Source organism: Cytobacillus sp. GQ23, assembly GCF_059758675.1.
This window is the reverse complement of sequence record NZ_JCAXER010000006.1, coordinates 134636-153547: the sequence shown is the minus strand read 5'-3', so window position 1 is coordinate 153547 and position 18912 is coordinate 134636. Positions and strand designations below refer to the sequence as shown.

The 18912-nt window shown below is 42.1% G+C and carries 19 protein-coding genes; 6 read left to right on the top strand and 13 right to left on the bottom strand.

Features of this window, described 5'->3' with window-relative positions:
- Positions 1-98: 98 nt before the first annotated feature.
- The 5 genes from AC6CHU_RS07220 to AC6CHU_RS07200 form a co-directional block, all read right to left on the bottom strand.
- Positions 99-1565: a protein adenylyltransferase SelO gene (locus AC6CHU_RS07220; RefSeq protein WP_159862427.1), complete on the bottom strand. Its 1467-nt coding sequence runs from the start codon at positions 1563-1565 to the stop codon at positions 99-101.
- Between the two features lie 143 nt (positions 1566-1708).
- On the bottom strand, positions 1709-1864 hold the full coding sequence (locus tag AC6CHU_RS07215) for a DUF1540 domain-containing protein (protein WP_082804505.1): 156 nt from the start codon (positions 1862-1864) through the stop codon (positions 1709-1711).
- Positions 1865-1965: 101 nt separating this feature from the next.
- Positions 1966-2385 (bottom strand): YhfM domain-containing protein, encoded by a 420-nt coding sequence (locus AC6CHU_RS07210; protein ID WP_201306444.1) that lies wholly within the window; start codon positions 2383-2385, stop codon positions 1966-1968.
- Positions 2386-2723: 338 nt separating this feature from the next.
- Positions 2724-3689 (bottom strand): tRNA dihydrouridine synthase, encoded by a 966-nt coding sequence (locus AC6CHU_RS07205; protein WP_159861965.1) that lies wholly within the window; start codon positions 3687-3689, stop codon positions 2724-2726.
- A 256-nt stretch (positions 3690-3945) separates the two neighbouring features.
- Complete coding sequence (locus AC6CHU_RS07200) at positions 3946-4638, bottom strand: conserved phage C-terminal domain-containing protein (RefSeq protein ID WP_498120960.1); 693 nt, start codon at positions 4636-4638, stop codon at positions 3946-3948.
- Between the two features lie 1264 nt (positions 4639-5902).
- On the opposite strand from AC6CHU_RS07200, the gene AC6CHU_RS07195 reads away from it, so the two are divergent.
- Positions 5903-6133, top strand: coding sequence for a hypothetical protein (locus AC6CHU_RS07195; RefSeq protein WP_498120958.1), 231 nt, complete (start codon positions 5903-5905; stop codon positions 6131-6133).
- Positions 6134-6561: 428 nt separating this feature from the next.
- Here AC6CHU_RS07195 and AC6CHU_RS07190 read toward each other — a convergent pair whose 3' ends face one another.
- Positions 6562-6960 carry a GyrI-like domain-containing protein gene (locus AC6CHU_RS07190; RefSeq protein WP_159861969.1) on the bottom strand — a complete coding sequence of 133 codons (399 nt, stop codon included), beginning with the start codon at positions 6958-6960 and terminating at the stop codon, positions 6562-6564.
- 234 nt (positions 6961-7194) lie between these two features.
- On the opposite strand from AC6CHU_RS07190, the gene AC6CHU_RS07185 reads away from it, so the two are divergent.
- Genes AC6CHU_RS07185 through AC6CHU_RS07175 form a run of 3 tightly spaced genes read left to right on the top strand, consistent with a single transcriptional unit; the run spans position 7195 to position 8833 of the window.
- The gene (locus tag AC6CHU_RS07185; protein ID WP_498120956.1) at positions 7195-7344 is read left to right on the top strand and encodes a hypothetical protein; all 150 of its coding nucleotides are present in this window, start codon (positions 7195-7197) and stop codon (positions 7342-7344) included.
- Positions 7344-8627, top strand: a complete 1284-nt coding sequence (locus AC6CHU_RS07180; RefSeq protein WP_498120954.1) for a recombinase family protein — start codon at positions 7344-7346, stop codon at positions 8625-8627. The genes AC6CHU_RS07185 and AC6CHU_RS07180 overlap by 1 nt, the downstream gene beginning before the upstream one ends.
- A 2-nt stretch (positions 8628-8629) precedes the next feature.
- Positions 8630-8833 (top strand): DUF4368 domain-containing protein, encoded by a 204-nt coding sequence (locus AC6CHU_RS07175; RefSeq protein ID WP_498121022.1) that lies wholly within the window; start codon positions 8630-8632, stop codon positions 8831-8833.
- A 7-nt stretch (positions 8834-8840) separates the two neighbouring features.
- Here the strand turns inward: AC6CHU_RS07175 and rlmD are convergent, their stop codons facing one another.
- The 5 genes from rlmD to AC6CHU_RS07150 all read right to left on the bottom strand — a co-directional run bounded on the left by rlmD (position 8841) and on the right by AC6CHU_RS07150 (position 14372).
- A complete protein-coding gene (gene rlmD / locus AC6CHU_RS07170; protein WP_498120952.1) occupies positions 8841-10226 on the bottom strand; it encodes a 23S rRNA (uracil(1939)-C(5))-methyltransferase RlmD in 1386 nt (461 codons plus the stop codon).
- A gap of 19 nt (positions 10227-10245) precedes the next feature.
- Positions 10246-11097, bottom strand: coding sequence for a DNA-3-methyladenine glycosylase family protein (locus tag AC6CHU_RS07165; RefSeq protein WP_498121019.1), 852 nt, complete (start codon positions 11095-11097; stop codon positions 10246-10248).
- Between the two features lie 222 nt (positions 11098-11319).
- Positions 11320-12111 (bottom strand): delta-lactam-biosynthetic de-N-acetylase, encoded by a 792-nt coding sequence (gene pdaA, locus AC6CHU_RS07160; RefSeq protein WP_251283214.1) that lies wholly within the window; start codon positions 12109-12111, stop codon positions 11320-11322.
- Between the two features lie 123 nt (positions 12112-12234).
- Complete coding sequence (locus tag AC6CHU_RS07155) at positions 12235-13788, bottom strand: fumarate hydratase (RefSeq protein ID WP_285868938.1); 1554 nt, start codon at positions 13786-13788, stop codon at positions 12235-12237.
- Between the two features lie 401 nt (positions 13789-14189).
- Positions 14190-14372: an SE1561 family protein gene (locus tag AC6CHU_RS07150; protein WP_159861986.1), complete on the bottom strand. Its 183-nt coding sequence runs from the start codon at positions 14370-14372 to the stop codon at positions 14190-14192.
- 177 nt (positions 14373-14549) lie between these two features.
- On the opposite strand from AC6CHU_RS07150, the gene AC6CHU_RS07145 reads away from it, so the two are divergent.
- Complete coding sequence (locus tag AC6CHU_RS07145; RefSeq protein WP_159861987.1) at positions 14550-15068, top strand: DUF421 domain-containing protein; 519 nt, start codon at positions 14550-14552, stop codon at positions 15066-15068.
- A 13-nt stretch (positions 15069-15081) separates the two neighbouring features.
- On the opposite strand, the gene ggt is transcribed toward AC6CHU_RS07145, so the two are convergent.
- Both ggt and AC6CHU_RS07135 read right to left on the bottom strand, forming a co-directional pair.
- The gene (ggt, locus tag AC6CHU_RS07140; RefSeq protein WP_498120949.1) at positions 15082-16788 is read right to left on the bottom strand and encodes a gamma-glutamyltransferase; all 1707 of its coding nucleotides are present in this window, start codon (positions 16786-16788) and stop codon (positions 15082-15084) included.
- A gap of 140 nt (positions 16789-16928) precedes the next feature.
- Positions 16929-17555, bottom strand: coding sequence for a hypothetical protein (locus AC6CHU_RS07135; protein ID WP_498120947.1), 627 nt, complete (start codon positions 17553-17555; stop codon positions 16929-16931).
- A gap of 169 nt (positions 17556-17724) precedes the next feature.
- Between AC6CHU_RS07135 and yfkAB the strand changes: the two genes are divergently transcribed.
- On the top strand, positions 17725-18840 hold the full coding sequence (gene yfkAB, locus AC6CHU_RS07130) for a radical SAM/CxCxxxxC motif protein YfkAB (protein WP_498120946.1): 1116 nt from the start codon (positions 17725-17727) through the stop codon (positions 18838-18840).
- Positions 18841-18912 lie beyond the last annotated feature (72 nt).

The window sequence follows — 18912 nt, the reverse complement described above, 5'->3', positions numbered from 1 at the left end:
ATATTTAATGTAACACTGTCACCTGCTGATGTCAATAACAGCATAAAATATGCCTGACCCATTAATCGGGCCAGGCTTTACCTATTAATTGTACTATATTAAGTTCCGCAGTATGTTCGATATGGCATGCCGGATGGCTCTGGCAGTTTGCAGTATTCTTCCTGATCTTTTGTATAAGCATAAGGATTCTCGAGTACTGCAAGCAGTTTTTTCATCACGCTGTAATCACCATTGTTAACAGCTGCTTCCAGCGCGTCTTCCACCCGGTGGTTCCGAGGAATGACGGACGGGTTGCTGTTCTTCATTTTCTCATTTACTTCTTCTTTCGATTCCTTCTGCCTGGTCAGTCTTTCCTGCCATTGACCATGCCAGCTGGCAAACTCCGGATCATTATTTACCACAGTGTTTTCAAGCTCACCCAGTGTTAGTGCACGGAAGGTGTTGGTATAGTCGGCTTCAGACTTCTGCATAATCTTTAGCAGTCCGGTAAAAAGAGCCTCATCTTCTGCTTCTTCATTAAATAACCCAAGCTTTGCCCTCATCCCTGCAAGCCAATGTTTCTGATAGATTTTATTGTATTCTGAAATGGCGCCTTGAGCTAATTTTACAGATTCCTCTTCGGCTTCATGAAGCAGAGGCAAAAGAGTTTCCGCAAATCTTGCCAGGTTCCAGCCGCCAATATACGGCTGATTTCCATAAGCATAACGGCCTTCCCTGTCAATGGAGCTGAAGACAGTTGCCAAATCATAACTATCCATAAAAGCGCACGGGCCATAATCAATGGTTTCTCCGCTGATAGCCATGTTGTCGGTGTTCATGACTCCATGGATAAAGCCTATATGCTGCCATTTGGCAATCAGCCAAGCCTGCTGCTGGATCACCTTCTCCAGGAGAGACAGGTAAGGGTTTTCGTCATCTTTTATTTTCGGATAATGACGCTGAATCGTGTAATCTGCCAAGCTTTTAAGCTCCTCAACCGGCCGCCAGTTTGCCGCATATTGAAAAGTCCCCACCCGTATATGGCTATCAGCCACTCTTGTCAGAATCGCCCCCGGAAGCTCAGTTTCCCGGATAACGGCTTCTCCTGTAGTTACAACTGCCAGACTGCGGGTAGTGGGAATTCCAAGGGCATGCATGGCTTCACTGATAATGTACTCCCGGAGCATCGGGCCCAGAGCCGCCCGTCCATCTCCGCCGCGTGAAAACGGCGTTCGGCCGGAGCCTTTCAGCTGAATGTCGAATCGTTTATCCTCAGGGGTTATCTGCTCGCCGATCAGCATCGCCCGGCCGTCTCCAAGCATATTAAAGTGTCCAAACTGATGACCTGCATAAGCTTGAGCGAGAGGTTCAGCATCCATAGGGACCTGACAGCCTGCCAATACCTCAACACCCGTTTCGCTTGTTAATGCGTCTATATCCAATCCCAATTTTTTTGCCAGCGGCCCGTTTAGGATAACCAGCTCAGGGGATGATACAGGGTTTGGCTTCATTGTTGAGAAAAATGTCTGAGGCAGCCGTGTATAACTATTATCAAAACTCCATCCGATTTCATTGTTAGTTGTCATCATAACTCCTTCCTTATCTGCATGGTTTTAAAGTCATTTTCATTTATTATACCCTTTCTAAGGAAATATAGCGGGCATCTTTTGTATGTAAAAAAACCTGACAGCCTGCATTTTAATCTGCCGGCTGTCAGGTCTTCTTATGCTTATTCATCAAGCTCAAACGTTTTACAGGCTGTTTCCTCTATTTCATCCGCTTCCCGGCCATTCTGGCCAATCACATAAATAGAGTCCGCTACACATTTATCACCTTCAGCCCAGTACTTACAGTTTTCCACGTTACACAATACTTCTACTTCCATTCTTGGCCACCTCCTTTTGGTTTACTGAATGTATACCCCTTTTTTAGAGAAATAACCATGTGGGAGATTATCCCATTAAAAAGGAGTGGCTTTGGATGGAGTTAGTTTGAGAGAACGAGGCTTCTTAGTTTTTTCGTCATTTCCGGGGAAGTCAGGTAAATCTCTTCATTGGTAATATACATGAAGGAGCTTTTTTCATTATCCTCGCCAAGCCATAAATGAATGCCGTGTGCAGGAAGATCTCCTTTGTATTCTACTGCTATATCATATTCAGGTTCCTCAATATCTGCGTTGCCTGATTGTTTTACAGCAGTTGTTATTGCCTTTTCAAATACAGCGATCGATTTTCGATCCTTGAAAGAAATAAAGCTTTCTTCATTAATTCCGCCTAAACCCTCTGATTTTGAAACTTTTATTTCTTTGATTTCTTCATCCAGCAGAACCATTGTTTCAGCTGACTGGCAGCCTGTTAGCATTGCTAGAGAAAATAAAATGAATGTGCATAATAAAAAAGGTTTCATTCTCATCCCTCACGTTTAAAAATTATCTTTTTTCGATAAAATGTTGTTTTTCGCTTTGCAATGTTGTCCGTTGATTTCCGCTCCAGGATGCTCAGCGATCGCGGGGCGTGCGCTGAGCATCCTCGACGCTTCGCGCCTGCGGGGTCTCATCTGTCCCGCTACTCCCGCAGGACGTTGAATAAGCTTCCCTGATAAACACCGCACGAAGAAAATGCGCATGCATTTTCGAGGATCTCGCACCTTCCGCTACAATCAACTCAGCGAATTAAACTAAGTTAGGAAAAAGCAACAAACCCTTAATAAAAGAGGATGGACGATTGGCCCATCCCCTAGCATTTTTAATTATTCTTTAAAGCAAAAGCCTCAAGCAATTCACGCACTTCAGCAGTAGATCTTGTGTTCATCAAGTCATTTCTTAGTGAGCTTGCTCCTGGAAAGCCTTTGACATAGATCTTGAAAAAGCGATGAAGAGCCGTGAACGGCCGCAGTTCTAAATGCGCATATTGATCATGCAGATCCATATGCAATCTCAGAAGGTCCAGCAATTCCTCACTGGTGTGATCCTTTTTCTCCTTTTCAAAAGCAAATGGATTATGGAATATGCCGCGCCCAATCATGACTCCATCTATACCGTATTTATCGGCCAGCTCCAAGCCCTTCTCGCGATCTGGAATATCTCCATTGATTGTCAAAAGGGTATCCGGAGCCACCTGGTCACGAAGTTCCTTAATCTCCGGGATCAGCTCCCAATGGGCAGGCACTTTGCTCATTTCTTCCCGCGTCCGCAGATGAATGGAAAGATTAGCAATGTCCTGCTCGAAAATGTGTTTCAGCCAAGCCTTCCATTCGCCAACTTCCGTGAAGCCAAGCCTTGTTTTTACACTGACCGGCAAGCCTCCTGCTTTGGCTGCCTGTATGAGTTCTGCTGCCAATTCAGGGCGGCGGATCAGGCCGCTTCCCTTCCCGTTCTGGGTCACATTGGGTACGGGACAGCCCATGTTGATATCTATTCCCTTAAAGCCCATTGCCGCCATCCCAATACTCATTTGACGGAAGTACTCAGGCTTATCACCCCATATATGGGCGACAATTGGCTGTTCATCTTCTGTAAAGGTCAAACGCCCGCGCACACTTTTGATCCCATCAGGGTGACAATAGCTATCTGAGTTTGTAAACTCAGTAAAAAACACATCTGGTCTGGCTGCTTCACTCACCACATGGCGAAAAACAACATCTGTCACCTCTTCCATTGGTGCCAATATAAAAAATGGCCGCGGTAACTCTAGCCAAAAATTTTCTTTCATCTTTTTATTCCAATCCTCTCATTAAGAGATACTAAAGAAACTCCATATCCCTAAATTAAAAACAGCATATCTATGCTTCTTTTACACTTATACCATGGTTAAGGACTTTTTATCAAACTCCCTGCAGAAGTTTAAAATTTCATACTATGGCCGGGATGTGGCGTTTGTCCCTTCGGATGAGACGCTTTGTCGCCTGTCCGCCTTGCATTTACTATTCCCTTTTTGTTTCGAATGGTTCACACCAGATTTTTGATCACTAGTCATCCAGTTCGAAATCATTTTCCTCCAAATGTTTTGCTTGCGGCTTTTGATTTAAGTACCCTTCAAATTTTGAGCCAAACAGTGTTTCAGGTCTCAGGTAGCGTGAATATTGCGGATCTCTCTTCCATTCGGCAGACTTCAAATCGATAACCCTATGAAAATCTGAGAGGGTGAAGCCTTGTTCCCACCAAGCCCTGATTAGACTCCTCGTCTTCCTGGAGCTCTCCCGATAGCCCGAATCCGTTTTCTCATTGAGATATTGGATGATGGCAGCGTACGGAATTTCCGTTTCCGTTTCCATTTCAGTTTCCTGCCACTTCGAATTCTCACTTCCGTTTAGTTGAATGGGTCCCTTTAATTCTCCCTCAATCTCCCTCAGCCTTTTATAGTCAATCGAGTACCATTTCGTCTGATCCCAATTATGAGCATTGAAGTTATCCGATAGGATATAGCCCTTTTCCTCGAGACCCGCAATCGTTCGCTTAATCGTACTCAGCGACCAGAACGGAAGCTGTTTCTTCCATTCTTCATAAGTGTTGTAGACCCATTTTCGGCCATCCTTCACATTCCTGCTGACCGAAAGCCAATAATGGACATGCTGCAGCATGATCGCCTCCTTCATTCCCAGCTTCACCGCTAGCGATGGAATCAATATAATGGGCCGTTCCCCCACCAAAAACTTGCTCATTGAAATCCCTCCAGAATATTTTCAGAAATAGTTCGCTGAATGTCATAATGATCATCATTGACACGATCCATTGATTCAGCTCCTCACCCTCTATATATAAAGAAAACAGTAAAAAGGACAGGGTGAATTTAAATATTTTTAATATGACTGATTAAAATATCAGAAATGAAACCTTTCAGCTGACTAAAAAAGAGACTATATAGATTATTTTGTAAGTATTCTTTGAAGTACTCTATGGTATTGGTTTGCTCAGGCTGGAGAGCTTTAATGAGGTCAATCTGATCGCATTAGGCGGCGCAAGCGTACACTTTGATTATTCAACAAAAAAAAGAGCGGTAAACAGCATACCGCTCCTCTTTCGCTTGTTTCTGGAAGGAGTGTGAAACAAGCAGATAAATTTTTATTGTTTGTATATTTTTGATTAACAGCTTTCCGCATCAACTGATTATTTCAGTTCAAGAAGTGTGACCGCCTCAACGTGTGTTGAATACATTTCACAGATATTATACACTGGGCGACTATATTACCACTTTTTATAGGAATAATCCTCTTCATTATAGACCCCACCCAGCGCCGAATGATTGACTATATCAAATATATATGTTGGTATGGCTCATTCTCTCCATATGAAAATTTTCCAAATTTCCTTTGTACGTCAAATACTTCAAAATGGATGTCCTAAAACTTCCACCCCCAATAAAGGTAGATACCACCAATTATAGAGGTAATAACTATACGTTCGTTCCCTCAACCTGCCTATAAAAATCTACTAATGTACGCCAAAACAAAGGATTTTATTGTTATTTATCGTTTTATGTTCTTTTACGCTCCATGTTAAAAAATAAAATGCCATTCTTATAATGTTTGTGTCAGAGCAAGAAATAACAAAAATTAGGAGGTCTTACGGTATGGAAAAAGAGTTTCTAACAGTACGCTCATTATCCAAGTTACTAGATAGGAGTGAACAAACAACCTATAAATTAGCACGAGAAGGAGTAATTCCAGGACCTGTAAAGGGGTTGGTAAATCAGTTCGTTTTAATAGAGCGATAGTTATGGAATGGTTACAGAAGGGCGGTACTGCTGATGATAATGAAAACTGAAAATCTTTACAGTTTTTCACAAGCAGCCGAAATATCGGGGGTTACAACTCAAAGATTTTTTGAACTATCATCTTCCCCCTATGTTGAAAAGGTTCAACAAGAAAACCGTTTCTATTTTACAAAAGATAGCATACGAAAATTAGTATTGAGGGGTGATGTTTAATGATAACAGTCGAAGGAGCAAGAAGAATAGTTGACCGCTTTGGGCTTGGTTTTACTGATGACTACATTATTAGACGTATCCAAAGCGGACAACTAGAAAGAGTATCTAAACCTTACAATGGTGTTCATGACAATAGTTATGGCTATGGTGTCAGTATTGAGTCTTTAGTAAAGCTACTACTTGACTATGGAATTACAGAAAATGAAATTGATGAAATTCTACCAGTTTAGAAGTTTGTTAACTTCCTGTTGTTACTATATTGCCGCTCCTTATCAGTTATTCATGGGGTGGTTTTACATAGGGAATACTTATATCGATTTTATCCGTGGTTATCTAGGAGAACACGTTAAAAACTAGCCCGTGTAAAAGCGGTGAACACCGGTAGAGGGTGAAATTTTTCCCAGATCAATACCCGTCGCAGAGCCTTTTGGCTGGTGGCATGACAGAGTTATTTTGAATATACGTGGTAAAGCTGTACCTGGGCACGTTGATGTCATGAAGATACCTCAGGATTAGTCCTTAATATCGCCATCCCCTTTACAGGGGGGTGGTATGTTTCCTCGAATTAGTACCTAAATCCCCCTACCCATTATAAAAAGGGCGAGGAACGAAGCCCCCGAAGTGAGTGAAGCGAACGGAGAATACAGATAGACATTAATTACTTTATTGCTATGTAAATTTCAATCTCCCCATTAGTTGAATATTTTTCAAAATCATATGAGTAAGCCCTCTCTAATAAACCCGCTTCCTCTTGTTCCCATATCTTACTCCAAGTATTAATGACACCTTTTTCGTCAGTAGTATCCACTTTAAAAATTTCGTATTTCTCGTTTTTTGGTATTTCAATAAAAGATTTCCCATAACTTTCTTCAATACCAACGCTTAATGAATAATCACCTTTATAGTCACTCTCATAGTCATAATAAACACCAAAGATACTATTTTGATGATGTTCTAGATTACTATAGGCTTCTTCCCACATATTTTTGATTTTCCCCATTATTTGTTCATCATTAAAATTATTTGTTCTAATGCTGTTGACCAAAAATAATTTCATTATTAATTAGCCCTCCGATACAATTAGTTATTTAATTTCAACCATAAAAGGAACGAAAAACCCATTCTCTTACTAACCTCTAGGACACCTAAATATAGACAATATAAGTATATTTTACCAAACGTTTATATCCATTTCTATAACTCTTTAATTCCTCTTCTAAACTTATAAAAATATCTCGCAACTAATTCCCTATATAGAACGATTGCTACGGTAGAAAGGGGAAATAATAATATGAACATTCAACGAGTTTTTATTGGAACACATGATTTTGAGTCGATAATCTTACACCAATTAGAGAAAGAAATTGAAAAGATTATATCTGCCGCTTACAATGATAATCAAGTAGATATAGTCGCTTTCGATAATGGAGGGCGACAATAATGAGGGTAGCAGGATATATAAGGGTATCAACTAACAAAGAGGGTCAAAAAGAGTCACCAGAAAATCAAAAGCAAATGATTTTAGATTTCATCACAGAAAATCACTTTGACTTATATGACCTTTATACAGACGTTCAAAAAGGAACTACTGATAATCGTGAAGGATTAAAAAAACTTATCCATGACGCTGAAAATAAAGAATTTGATGTAATTGTAGCTAAAGAGTTAAGCAGATTAGGTCGTAATGTGGAATTACTTTATCAACTAAGGCGAGTTGCTGACAATAAAGGAGTTCGATTAATTACTTTAGATGGCAAAGTTGATACACAGGACTTCTCAAAACAAGCTATGTTCGGTCTTTATGCTTGGATTTATGAAAGTGAAAGTCAACGTATTAGCGACCGTATTAAGTCTGTATTTCACATGAGGTATAAAAGCGGAAAATTCTTGGGTAGTATTCCCCCATATGGATATGCACTGAAAGACAAAAAGCTAATAATTAGAGATGATTATACCGTTAGTGTAGTTAAAGACATCTTTGAAAAATACCTTGAAGGTTGGGGACATGACAAAATAGCTAGGTATCTAACTAATAATGATATTCCAACTCCATCACAGGTTATAGGAAAAGCCAATGCAGGTCTTTATTGGCAGGGTTCTACTATTAAGAAGATATTGAAGAACCCCCACTATGCAGGAGACCTTGTACAGGGCAGAGAGACCACTATGAACGTGACTAATAAGACACGCAAAGTAAATGACCAAAGCGAATGGATAACCATTTCTAACACTCACGAGCCTATCATTTCAAGAAATATGTTTGAACAGGTTCAGAGCCTACTAGAACAAAAAGCTAAAAGAGGTCGGGGCGGTACTAGAAAGAGAAAGCACCTTTTTACTAATATCGCTTATTGTTCTGACTGTGGTAAATCCATGCATTATAGAATAAATCGAAAGGGTTATATTTGTGGCTCTTATGCAAAACATGGTAAGAAAGCCTGTTCTAGTCATGTGATTAAAGAGCAACTTTTAGAAGAAATAATCCTTGATGATTTAAAAAAGATAGCTGATGACTTAGTACATCCTAACTTAGAAAGCAAAATTGAGAAAAAAGTAAAAGCCACCGCAAAACAAAATGAGTCAAGATTACAATCTATTGAAAAACAAGTTCAAAAGCAGAAAGAGTTAAAGCGTAATGCTTTACAGAAGTTTATTTCAGAGGATATTTCAAAACAGGATTATGACGATTTTGTTAGTCGGTACAGGAAAAGTTACAACAACTAGAAATAGAAAAAGCAGAGATTAAAAGAGCCATTGATGAGAAAAAAGCAGCTTTTAAAACCTCTGCTATCTTAGAACAACTAAAAACATTCTTAAACTTCAATTCTTTAACAACCGAGATGTTACTACGCTTCGTGGAAAAGATTGAAGTAACAGAAAACAAAGATGTTAAGATTTACTACAAGTTTGCACAGGGTGAGGGGCTATAATTCCCCCTCAATCATTTTTTAAAACTAACTGTGAAATGCACTCCACATGTGCCGTCTGCGGAAACATATCCACAGGCTGAATGCCATTTACTTTATATTTAGAACTCAGGACCGAAATATCCTTTGCCAACGTAGACGGATTACACGAAACATAAACCACTTTCTTCGGCTGGACTTTCAAAATCGTTTTTAACAGCTGCTGATCCAGTCCTGTTCTTGGCGGATCGACGATAACCACGTCCGGCTTCCATCCTTCTTTTGTCCATTTCGGAAGCCATTCTTCTGCCTTGCCGACCACGTATTGGGCATGTTTAATTCCATGGCGCGCCGCGTTTTTCTTAGCATCTTCAATGGATTCCCTGATGATATCCATGCCGCGGATTTCGGCTGCCTGATCGGCCACCCATAGTCCAATCGTTCCGACGCCACAGTATGCGTCAGCTACTTTTTCTTTGCCGGTTAAAGCCGCTGCTCTTTTAACTTCATTGTAAAGCTTGACAGTCTGTTCCGGGTTCAGCTGGAAGAAGGTCCGTGCCGACAGTTCAAACTGAAGATCTCCAAGTGTCTCCTGGATAAAGTCGCTTCCATCCAGATTCATGGTTTCCTGCCCAAAAATAATGGAGGTTTTTTCACCGTTCACATTTTGAATGATCGACTTTACTTCAGGCAGCTCACTTTTAATTTTTTCGATAATGATCTCTTTCTTAGGAAGCTCTTTCTGAGCTGTAATTAATACAATCTGCAGCTCGCCTGTCTGAATCCCTACCCTGGCAACGATGGTTCTCACGATGCCTTTGCGGTTTCTCTCATTATAAATTGGGATTCGCAGATCCTGAATAATCCGTTTCACAGTTTCTGTCGCCTTGGTTGTCTGTGGATGCTGGACTGCACAGTGCTCGATATTAATCAGGCGGTGCGAATTCATACCATATAAGCCGGCCAGCACTTTCCCATCTTTTTGGCCAACCTGGAATTGGCTTTTATTTCTATATCTCCATGGATCTTCCATTCCAATGGTTTCTTTTATATCAAGCTTTTCAGGATTCAGCTTTGTGTGTCTTTCTAAAGATTGAATGATGATATCCCGCTTTTCCTTCAGCTGCTGATCATAGCGGAGATGCTGCAGCTGGCAGCCGCCGCACTCATGATAGACCGGGCATGGGGGCTGGACACGGAACTCCGATTTTTTTCGGATTTTCTTGATTTTGGCTTCTGAAAACTTTGGGTTTACCTTTGTTGCTTCTGCTACAATTTCCTCGCCTGGCAATGCCCCCGGGACAAATACAACCTGCCTTTTAAAATAGCCGACACCTTCACCGTTAATGCCAAGCCTTTTGATTGTCAGCGGGAATGTCTGCTTTAGTTTTAATTTAGCTGTTTGTTCTTGTTTCATGATTCTTCATCACTCCAAATTACTCGATGCTTCTCCACAAATAAAGAGAGGCATAGCTCAAATAAGGATCCCAGCTCTTCGAAAATGTCTCCATTTCCTCGAAAGTCGGTTTCACTTCTAATTTATATAATTTTTTCAACGCATTCTGAATGCCGATATCGGCCATCGGAAAAAGATTTGGCCGGCCAAGACCGAACATTAAAAAGTTCTGAACCGTCCACGGACCGACACCGCGCAATTTGATTAGTTTATCATAAATTTCTTCATCTGAAAGGTTTTCAAGCTCATCAAAGTTTAAATTTCCGGCAGCCGTCTCTTTTGCTATGCCGATAACATATTCAGCCTTGCGTCCGCTGAATTGCAGTTCTCTTAGGTCATCCACTGTCAGTTCTGCAACTTTTTCAGGCAGCGGATAGAACCACACACCCTCTTTTTCAAAGCCAAATGTTTTCACAAACCGTTCTGTTAGTGTGTGTGCAAACGCAAGATTCAACTGCTGGTGAATAATGCATTTCAGGATACATCCATACGGATCAAAATCGAGCACAATAGGCGTTCCATAATGCTCTTCAAATATCGGCTGTAATTCTGTGTTTTGAAAATGCCTGTGAATGGTCTCAAGCGGCAGATGCCATTGGAAAATTTCCGATAGGCGCTCGGCTGCCTTTTCTTTGAGGGGGCCTTCCGTTCCGGAAATTAAAAATTCCGGCTGTTCCGTCGTTCCGATTGCCTTTACTACGGCTACAACCGGCTGATGGTTGAGCAGCAATGGCACTTTCACAAACCTTTCCTCTATATTAACCTGATTAAGAGGGTCGTTTGAAAGCCTGTCCAGTACCAGATCAAAATTATAAGGTCCTTCTACTTGCATCTTTTCCAAGAAGAATCCGTCCTTTATCATTTTCCCCGATTATAGCATTTTTTGCTGTTATTTTTACTAAAATTATTCGCCTAAGCAAAAATAGACCCTGAAGAACAGGGTCTATTTCATGCAGAAATTGGGATATGGCTTTTTTACCGGCCGTAATGGGGGATTTACCGGCCAAGCACCACTTAGGCATGCCACTCCGAAATTTTTATCAGCCAATCCAAATCAGTATAGCATCCGCTCCCCAATCGCTTGTTCCCATGTCAAGTCGTCAAGACTTTTAAAAGTATACCCTCGTTTTTTCAGATCCTGTATGGCTTTTTCAAGTGCATCCGCATTATCCTTTGACACAGTGTGCAGCAGAAGGATACTGCCCGGGTGAATCTGGCGCATAATATTGTCGTAGGAATACTGCCAGCCCTTCTGCCGATCAGTGTACCAGTCCACAAAAGCCAATGACCAGAATACGTGAGTATAGCCTTCCTTTTTAGCTAGTGCCAGTGTACGCTCACTGAATATTCCGCGCGGCGGCCGCAAATAAGCCATATGCTTAACACCTGTCAGCTTTTCGGTTTCAGCACGGACCATTTCAAGCTCTTTGGTAAATTTCTCATCGCTCACTCTTGTCATATCAGGGTGATGCCAGGAGTGGTTGCCAATAATATGGCCTTCTGCCGCCATCCTTTTGACGAGCTCCGGGGCGCTTTTTAAATAATGGCCTGTTACAAAAAAGGCAGCTGGGACATTTTCCTTTTTCAGAACGTCCAGAACCTGTCCGGTATAGCCATTTTCATATCCATTATCAAATGTTAAATAGATCTCCTTTTTGCTTGGATCGCCTTTATAAAAGGATCCATGTCTCTCAAGCAGTGCATCAAGCGGCTTGCCTGCTTCGGCAGGCATCTCATTTTTAGCTTTTTTAAATCCCCAGTGCAGGGGAGAATTGCCGTAGTTTGCATAAGCTGTTCCGGAAAAAAACAAAATAAAAACACTCAGGAAGATACTTATTTTTTTCATCTGAGCTCCTCCAATATTTTTTCTTAGTGTTTGTGAATGAAACAAAATCATTCACAGGGCTCATTGGCAAAAAATTGCACATAAAAAGAGAGGCCGCAGACAGCCTCTCTCCCTGTTCATCTATTAGAATACACGCTCTTTGAATTGAGCCAGCTTCTCAAGTGAAGATTTATCTACATCACTATGAAGACTGTTTCCATGAGAATCCATCGTCACAACTGCAGTAAAGCCTTCAACCTTCAAATGCCACATCGCTTCTGGAATACCGAATTCCATTAGGTCCACACCTTCAACAGACTTGATGCAGTCAGCATAATACTGTGCTGCTCCGCCGATTGCATTTAGGTAAACGCCGCCATGTTCCTGAAGTGCAGCAAGCGTTTTTGGACCCATTCCGCCTTTTCCAATAACCGCACGGATGCCAAACTTTTTCATGATATCGCCCTGATAAGGCTCTTCACGAATACTTGTGGTCGGACCGGCTGCTTTCACATGCCACTTGCCGTCTTCATCTTTCATCATAACAGGTCCGCAGTGGTAAATGACCTGTCCATTCAGATCCACTGGTGCATCATGGTCCATGAGATGATGATGGATCGCATCTCTGCCCGTGTACATCATGCCATTGATTTGAACGACATCACCGACTTTAAGGCTGCGGATCTGTTCTTCAGTGATCGGCGCCTGCAAAGTAACGATGTTTGTTTGCTCAGCTGTCTCCGCTGCTGCCGCAGTTTCAAGTTCAGCTTCAGATGCGCCAAAGTCGATGTGCTCGCCTTCCTGGTACATCCAATCATTGATTTCGCCAGTTTCCATGCTGACTGCTACGCCAAGGCGGCGGAACGCCCAGCAATTATAGGCAACAGATACGAAGAAACTTGCAGGAATTCGGTTCATAACCCCGACTTTACAGCCAAGAAGAGTTGTTTCTCCGCCGAAGCCCATGGTTCCGATGCCCAGCTCATTGGCATTCTCCATCACATAATCTTCAAGCTTGCGAAGATCTTCATTAGGGTTCACATCATCGACAGAACGGAACAGCTGCTCTTTCGCCAGGTCATAGCCTGAAGAGCGGTCCCCCCCGATGCCGACACCGATGAAACCGGCGCTGCAGCCCTGTCCCTGCGCCTGGTAGACAGAATGCATAATGCACTTGCGGATTCCATCCAGGTCACGGCCAGCACGGCCAAGGCCTTCAAGTTCACATGGAAGGCTGTATTGGATATTTTTATTTTCACAGCCGCCGCCTTTTAAAATTAAGCGTGCATCGATATAATCCTTTTCCCATTGCTCAAATTTAATAACAGGAGTGCCAAAGCCAAGATTATCCCCGCTGTTGGCTCCTGTCAGTGAGTCAACAGAGTTCGGGCGAAGCTTTCCGTCCTTCGTTGCCTGGGCAATTGCGTTCTTGATCGCTTCTTTCATGACCAGCTGGTTAGCACCAACAGGCGTCTTAATTTTGAATGTCGGCAATCCGGTATCCTGGCAGATTGGCGACACATTATCATCAGCCATTTTAATATTATTTGTGATAGTATCCAGGCTCATCGCTGCTCTCGTGCCAGCATTCTCTCTTTCTTTCGCTGATTTAATCGCTCGGCGTACATCACGCGGAAGATTTGTGGATGTCTCAACAATCAGCTGATACATGCTTTCCTGAAATTTGTCGATATTCATTGCTTTAGTCCCCTTCCCTTTGCTCCCTATATGCATATATCTTTAATAAAAATTTTAATTGATAATCGTCTACCATTATACTCCTAACTGAAGTGTATTTAAAGACTAAGGTTGCAATCGTTTACAGGATGAAAGGGAGGTATATGCGGGATTAATTGCCGTTTTTCTTAGGACTCCGCCTCTTTGGGCATTATTCGTCCGGATTTATTACCATTTCTCTCTGGTCTCCACCCTTTTGGGCACTATTCCTCTAGATTAACGACCATTTCTCTTAGCACTCAGCCATTTTCGGCACTATTCCTTCCATTCCCACGGGAACCCGGCGTTTCGGCGCAGCCCGCTGAAACTAACCGCCATCAGTTCCAAATCCCCATAAAAAAAGAGCCCTCAGGCTCCTATTTTTAATCGCGGTTATTAAATTCACGGCATTTTGATTCGAGTTCATCGATCATTTCGATCAGACGGTCGATATCCTCGATTTCAGTGTCTTCCGGCTCAATAGCATCCAGTACGTCCAGAAACATATTTAAGCGCTGTTTTAGAAAAGTAACCTGTGAATTTTTATCTTGAATCGGACTGCCCAAAACGTTCTCTCCTTTCGTCTCGATTACATCCTACAGGAAAACTGCTATTTCAGCAAATAGTGGTTTTATTTAATATACCCATCTTGGCAATCCCAGCAACATGGAAACTGATTCAAATTCATCTGTTTACAGTCTTCCTTTAAAAGGAATAGAAACTATACAGAGAGGAGGAAAAGGATGATTTTTTCCAGCTGGCAGGATATATGGAGAGTTCTCTCTATTGGCGCTATGAGTTATATCTTCCTGGTTTTATTCCTAAGGATATCGGGAAAACGAACCTTAACCAAAATGAATGCTTTTGATTTAGTGGTTACCGTTGCCATCGGGTCTACACTTGCCACTATCTTCCTTAACAAGCAGGTTTCACTTGCCGAAGGTCTGACTGCTTATGTTCTATTGATCGGCCTGCAGTATATTGTGGCCTGGCTATCTCTTCATTCAGCCAAATTCAATACATTCATAAAAGCCAGCCCTGACCTTCTTTTTTATAAAGGGCATTACATTGATTCGGCACTAAAAGAGAACAGAGTTATACGATCAGAAGTTTTGCAGGCTGTCCGTTCCAGCGGCCATTCCACGATGGACGAAATTGAAGCGGTTGTGTTTGAGCCAGACGGCAGCATGTCAGTCATTCAAAGGACCAGTTCAAACAGCACAATGAGCACCCTTTCAGATATTGGCCAAAAGAAAAGCTGATGCCAAACCGGCATCAGCTCTTTAATTGCTCCTCTGTAATTCCTGCTGCTTTCCCTTCACGGCTGGAGTCAGCCGCTCCATATAAACGGCCCTTCTCCCGATCAATCTGGATAGCCTGAACATTTCCGATCCGGCTTGGCTTATCTCCAAATTCGAATCCCATGAATTCCATTTCTCCCTTGGATTTCATGCTTATGCCCGGTTCCCATTCAATTAGCGGGCCTGTTGTGGCAAAAATCCTGGGCTCTTCAATGGCTTCCTTTAAATTCATATCATGATCAATAATATTCACGATCGTCTGAAAAACCGAGCCAATAATAGTTGGACCTCCTGGAGAGCCAAGGGTCAGAACAGGCTGATCATCCTTGAACAAAATGGTCGGGCTTTTACAGCTGACCGGCCTTTTATCCGGTTTTGGCTCATTGACGCCGCCCGGATTGGCATCAAAGTCTGTCAGTTCATTGTTTAATAAGAAACCGTAGCCTTTCACCATAATTCCAGATCCAAATGGATGCTCAACGGTCGATGTACACGCTGCAATATTGCCCCATTGGTCAATTACCGTGAAATGGGTGGTTTCACTTTTTTCTAAATCATCCGGCTGGCGGATAATCTGCTTTGGTTCCCCCTCTTGATAATTCCATGGGTTCCCAAAATCGATTGCATCATTTCTTCTTTTAAAATTAATGGCTTTTACCCTTTCAGCTATATAATCATCATGAAGCAGCCCTTCAATTGGCAGATCTGTAAATTCAGGATCACCTGAATAGGCAACCTTGTCAGCAAAAGCCAATCGCATGGCTTCCGTAATCAGATAATACTTCTCCCAGGACTTTGAATCATATTGGCTCAAATTAAACTTCTCCAGGATTTTCAGAATCTGGATGACCGTCACACCGCCTGCACTCGGAGGAGCTGATGAAGCGATCTTATAGCCTTTGTATTCTCCCCAAATAGGCTCATCGATCGTCAGACGGTAATTCTTAAGGTCCTCAAGTGTCATAAAGCCGCCTTCTTCTTTAAGGCACTTTACAATGGCTTCGGCAATCTCTCCCTCATAAAAAGAAGAAATTCCTTCTTTTTGAAGGATGCGGAATGTCTTCGCTAAATGCTCCTTTACAAGGCTGTCACCAGACTTAAGAGTTTTGCCTTCCGGAAAATAAAACGCTTTGGCTTCCTCACCAAGTCTGTAATGAAAGTTCTGAAGAGCTTCCTCCAGTACCCAGTTCACTTCCACACCGCTTTCCGCTGCTTGGATTGCCGGCTGGATCAGATCGGCTAATGGTTTGGATCCATGTTCCTCAAGTGCTCTTTCAAAAGCTTTTAAGATACCCGGAATGCCTACTGCAGACCCATGCGTAGAGCGTTTGCGGAAGTCGATTACTTCTCCGTTGTCATCCAGAAACATTTCGGGATGAACGCCCTTTGGAGCCCGAGTGTGGCCATCAAATATTTTTACATCTTTTTTCTTATTATCATAAACCATTAAAAATCCGCTTCCGCCAATACCTGTCATCATCGGCTCTACTACATTTAAAGCAAATTGGATGGCCGCTGCAGCATCCACTGCATTGCCGCCATCCCGCAATATTTTTTCTCCTATATCTGTAGCAACCGAATGAGGACTCACTACCATCCCCTTGGTTCCAACAGCTGTTTCTCTATCATGAGATTGTTTTTCCATATCGTTTGATAATGATTTCCCTCGTCTATACCCCATAAATGTAACCTCCAAAAAATGTCCTATACCTGTATATAAGGGTTACCCCGTCTCCGTATATCTAAAACAACCATCATTAGGAAATAAAGCCAATTAAAAATCCTCCACTCATACGAGCAGAGGATGTTTAATATCATTCATTAAAGGTTATTGCTGTTCTTTTGAGTCCCGGGACTGTAAGTGACTGCACTTTCACTGCGCTCTGTCGGAAAAGCAGTATCAGTGCCGCTGGCTGAGCCTGCAGACTGATAGTTTGAGCCCGATGAAGCTCCGCCGCTTCCTGCAGGGCTTTCCATTAATTCTGAACCTGCGTCTTTTACTTTTGATCCGATATCAGCCAGTTCGCTTTTTGCTTCCTTTGCTGTTGACATAGCATCGCTAGAGACCTCTTTTACCATGTCCATATTGCCGAAGACATCTTCATTAACACGCTGATATAAACTCTGTGCGTCTTTGATGGCATCTTTCAGGGTATTGGAAGCACTCTTAAATTGGTTAATCATCGTTTCTTTTACTTCACCGGGATTTTCCTTCACTTCTGAAATAAGATTTGCTGATGAATCCTTAAGATCCATTGCCTTTGTTTTCACTTTTGTTCTGGTTGTACTGTCAAGCATGGCCAAGGCTCCGCCGATAATGCCGCCAATGACAATGCCCTTCATCAGCTTGCTGTTCTGTGAATTATCCTGATCATAAGCCGTATTCATTCCTTGTCCATAATCAGTGCTCAAAGTATTTGTGGTATTATACGAGTTATTCTGTTCCATGTTAAATCCTCCTCTTATTATTAAAAATGTTTCGTCTGTGATATTGGATTAATTCCCGCATGAGGAGAAAATAAACGTTCTAATCCTAATTTTAGTCTAAACTATCGATTGACAAGGGGTTCCAAAGATTTAATAATGACAAAGGACTTAGATTTAAAAGGAGATTTATATGAAAACACAACTTTCACCTATAACACCGGAATATGATCCATGGGAAGCTTATTCCGACATCGATCAGCACGGAAAAATGGTGCTTTCAAATATTGAATTTACAACCACTGTATTATGTAATATGCGCTGCGAACATTGCGCAGTCGGATATACCCTTCAGCCTAAGGACCCTCTTGCACTGCCTATCGACTTGCTTTTGAAAAGGCTGGATGAAATCCCCCTTCTAAGATCACTGAGCATCACAGGCGGAGAGCCGATGCTTTCAAAAAAATCGGTTGAAAATTATGTTGTGCCCCTGCTTCGCTATGCACACAACAGAGGGGTCAGAACTCAGATTAATTCAAATCTGACACTGGAGTTAGCCCGTTATGAAGAAATTATTCCTTATTTGGATGTCCTTCATATTTCGCATAACTGGGGAACGGAGGAAGACTTTATTGAAGGCGGCTTTGCGATGATGGAACGAAAGCCGACAATAGAGCAGCGCCAGCGTCTTTTTTACCGAATGATTGAAAACAGCAGGGAGCTCGTAAAAGCAGGAGTGATGGTTTCTGCTGAGACCATGCTCAACAAACGGACATTGCCTTATCTTGAGAAAATCCATAAACAAATTACAGAGGAAATGAACTGTCAGCGCCATGAGGTCCATCCGATGTACCCATCCGATTTCGCCTCTTCGCTGGAAACACTAACTCTAAAAGAAATGAGATCAGCTATCCATCATTTATTGGATATCCGAAATGAAGATACATGGATGCTGTTTGGCACCCTGCCATTCTATGCCTGCAGCAGCGACAAGGAAGACCTGGAGCTTCTAAGAAGACTGCACGCAGCTAAAAATGTGACTGTCCGCAATGATCCAGACGGAAGATCACGTTTAAATGTTAATATTTTCACTGGCGATGTCATTGTCACTGACTTTGGTGATACACCGCCGCTTGGGAATATCCAGACCGATCAGCTTGAGGATATTTATCAGAAATGGAGCAGAACAGAACTCGCCGATTCACTGAACTGTCATTGTTCGGCTGTTAAGTGCCTTGGCCCTAACGTTCTTGTGAAGAACAGCTATTATAAAGAAACAGATTTTAAGACAAGACGTACAAATATCTAAAAAAGAGCCAGCCCGCATGTTGGGCTGGCATTGTTTTTGCAAAAATAGTAAATGTTGAACGCGCTCCTTGGT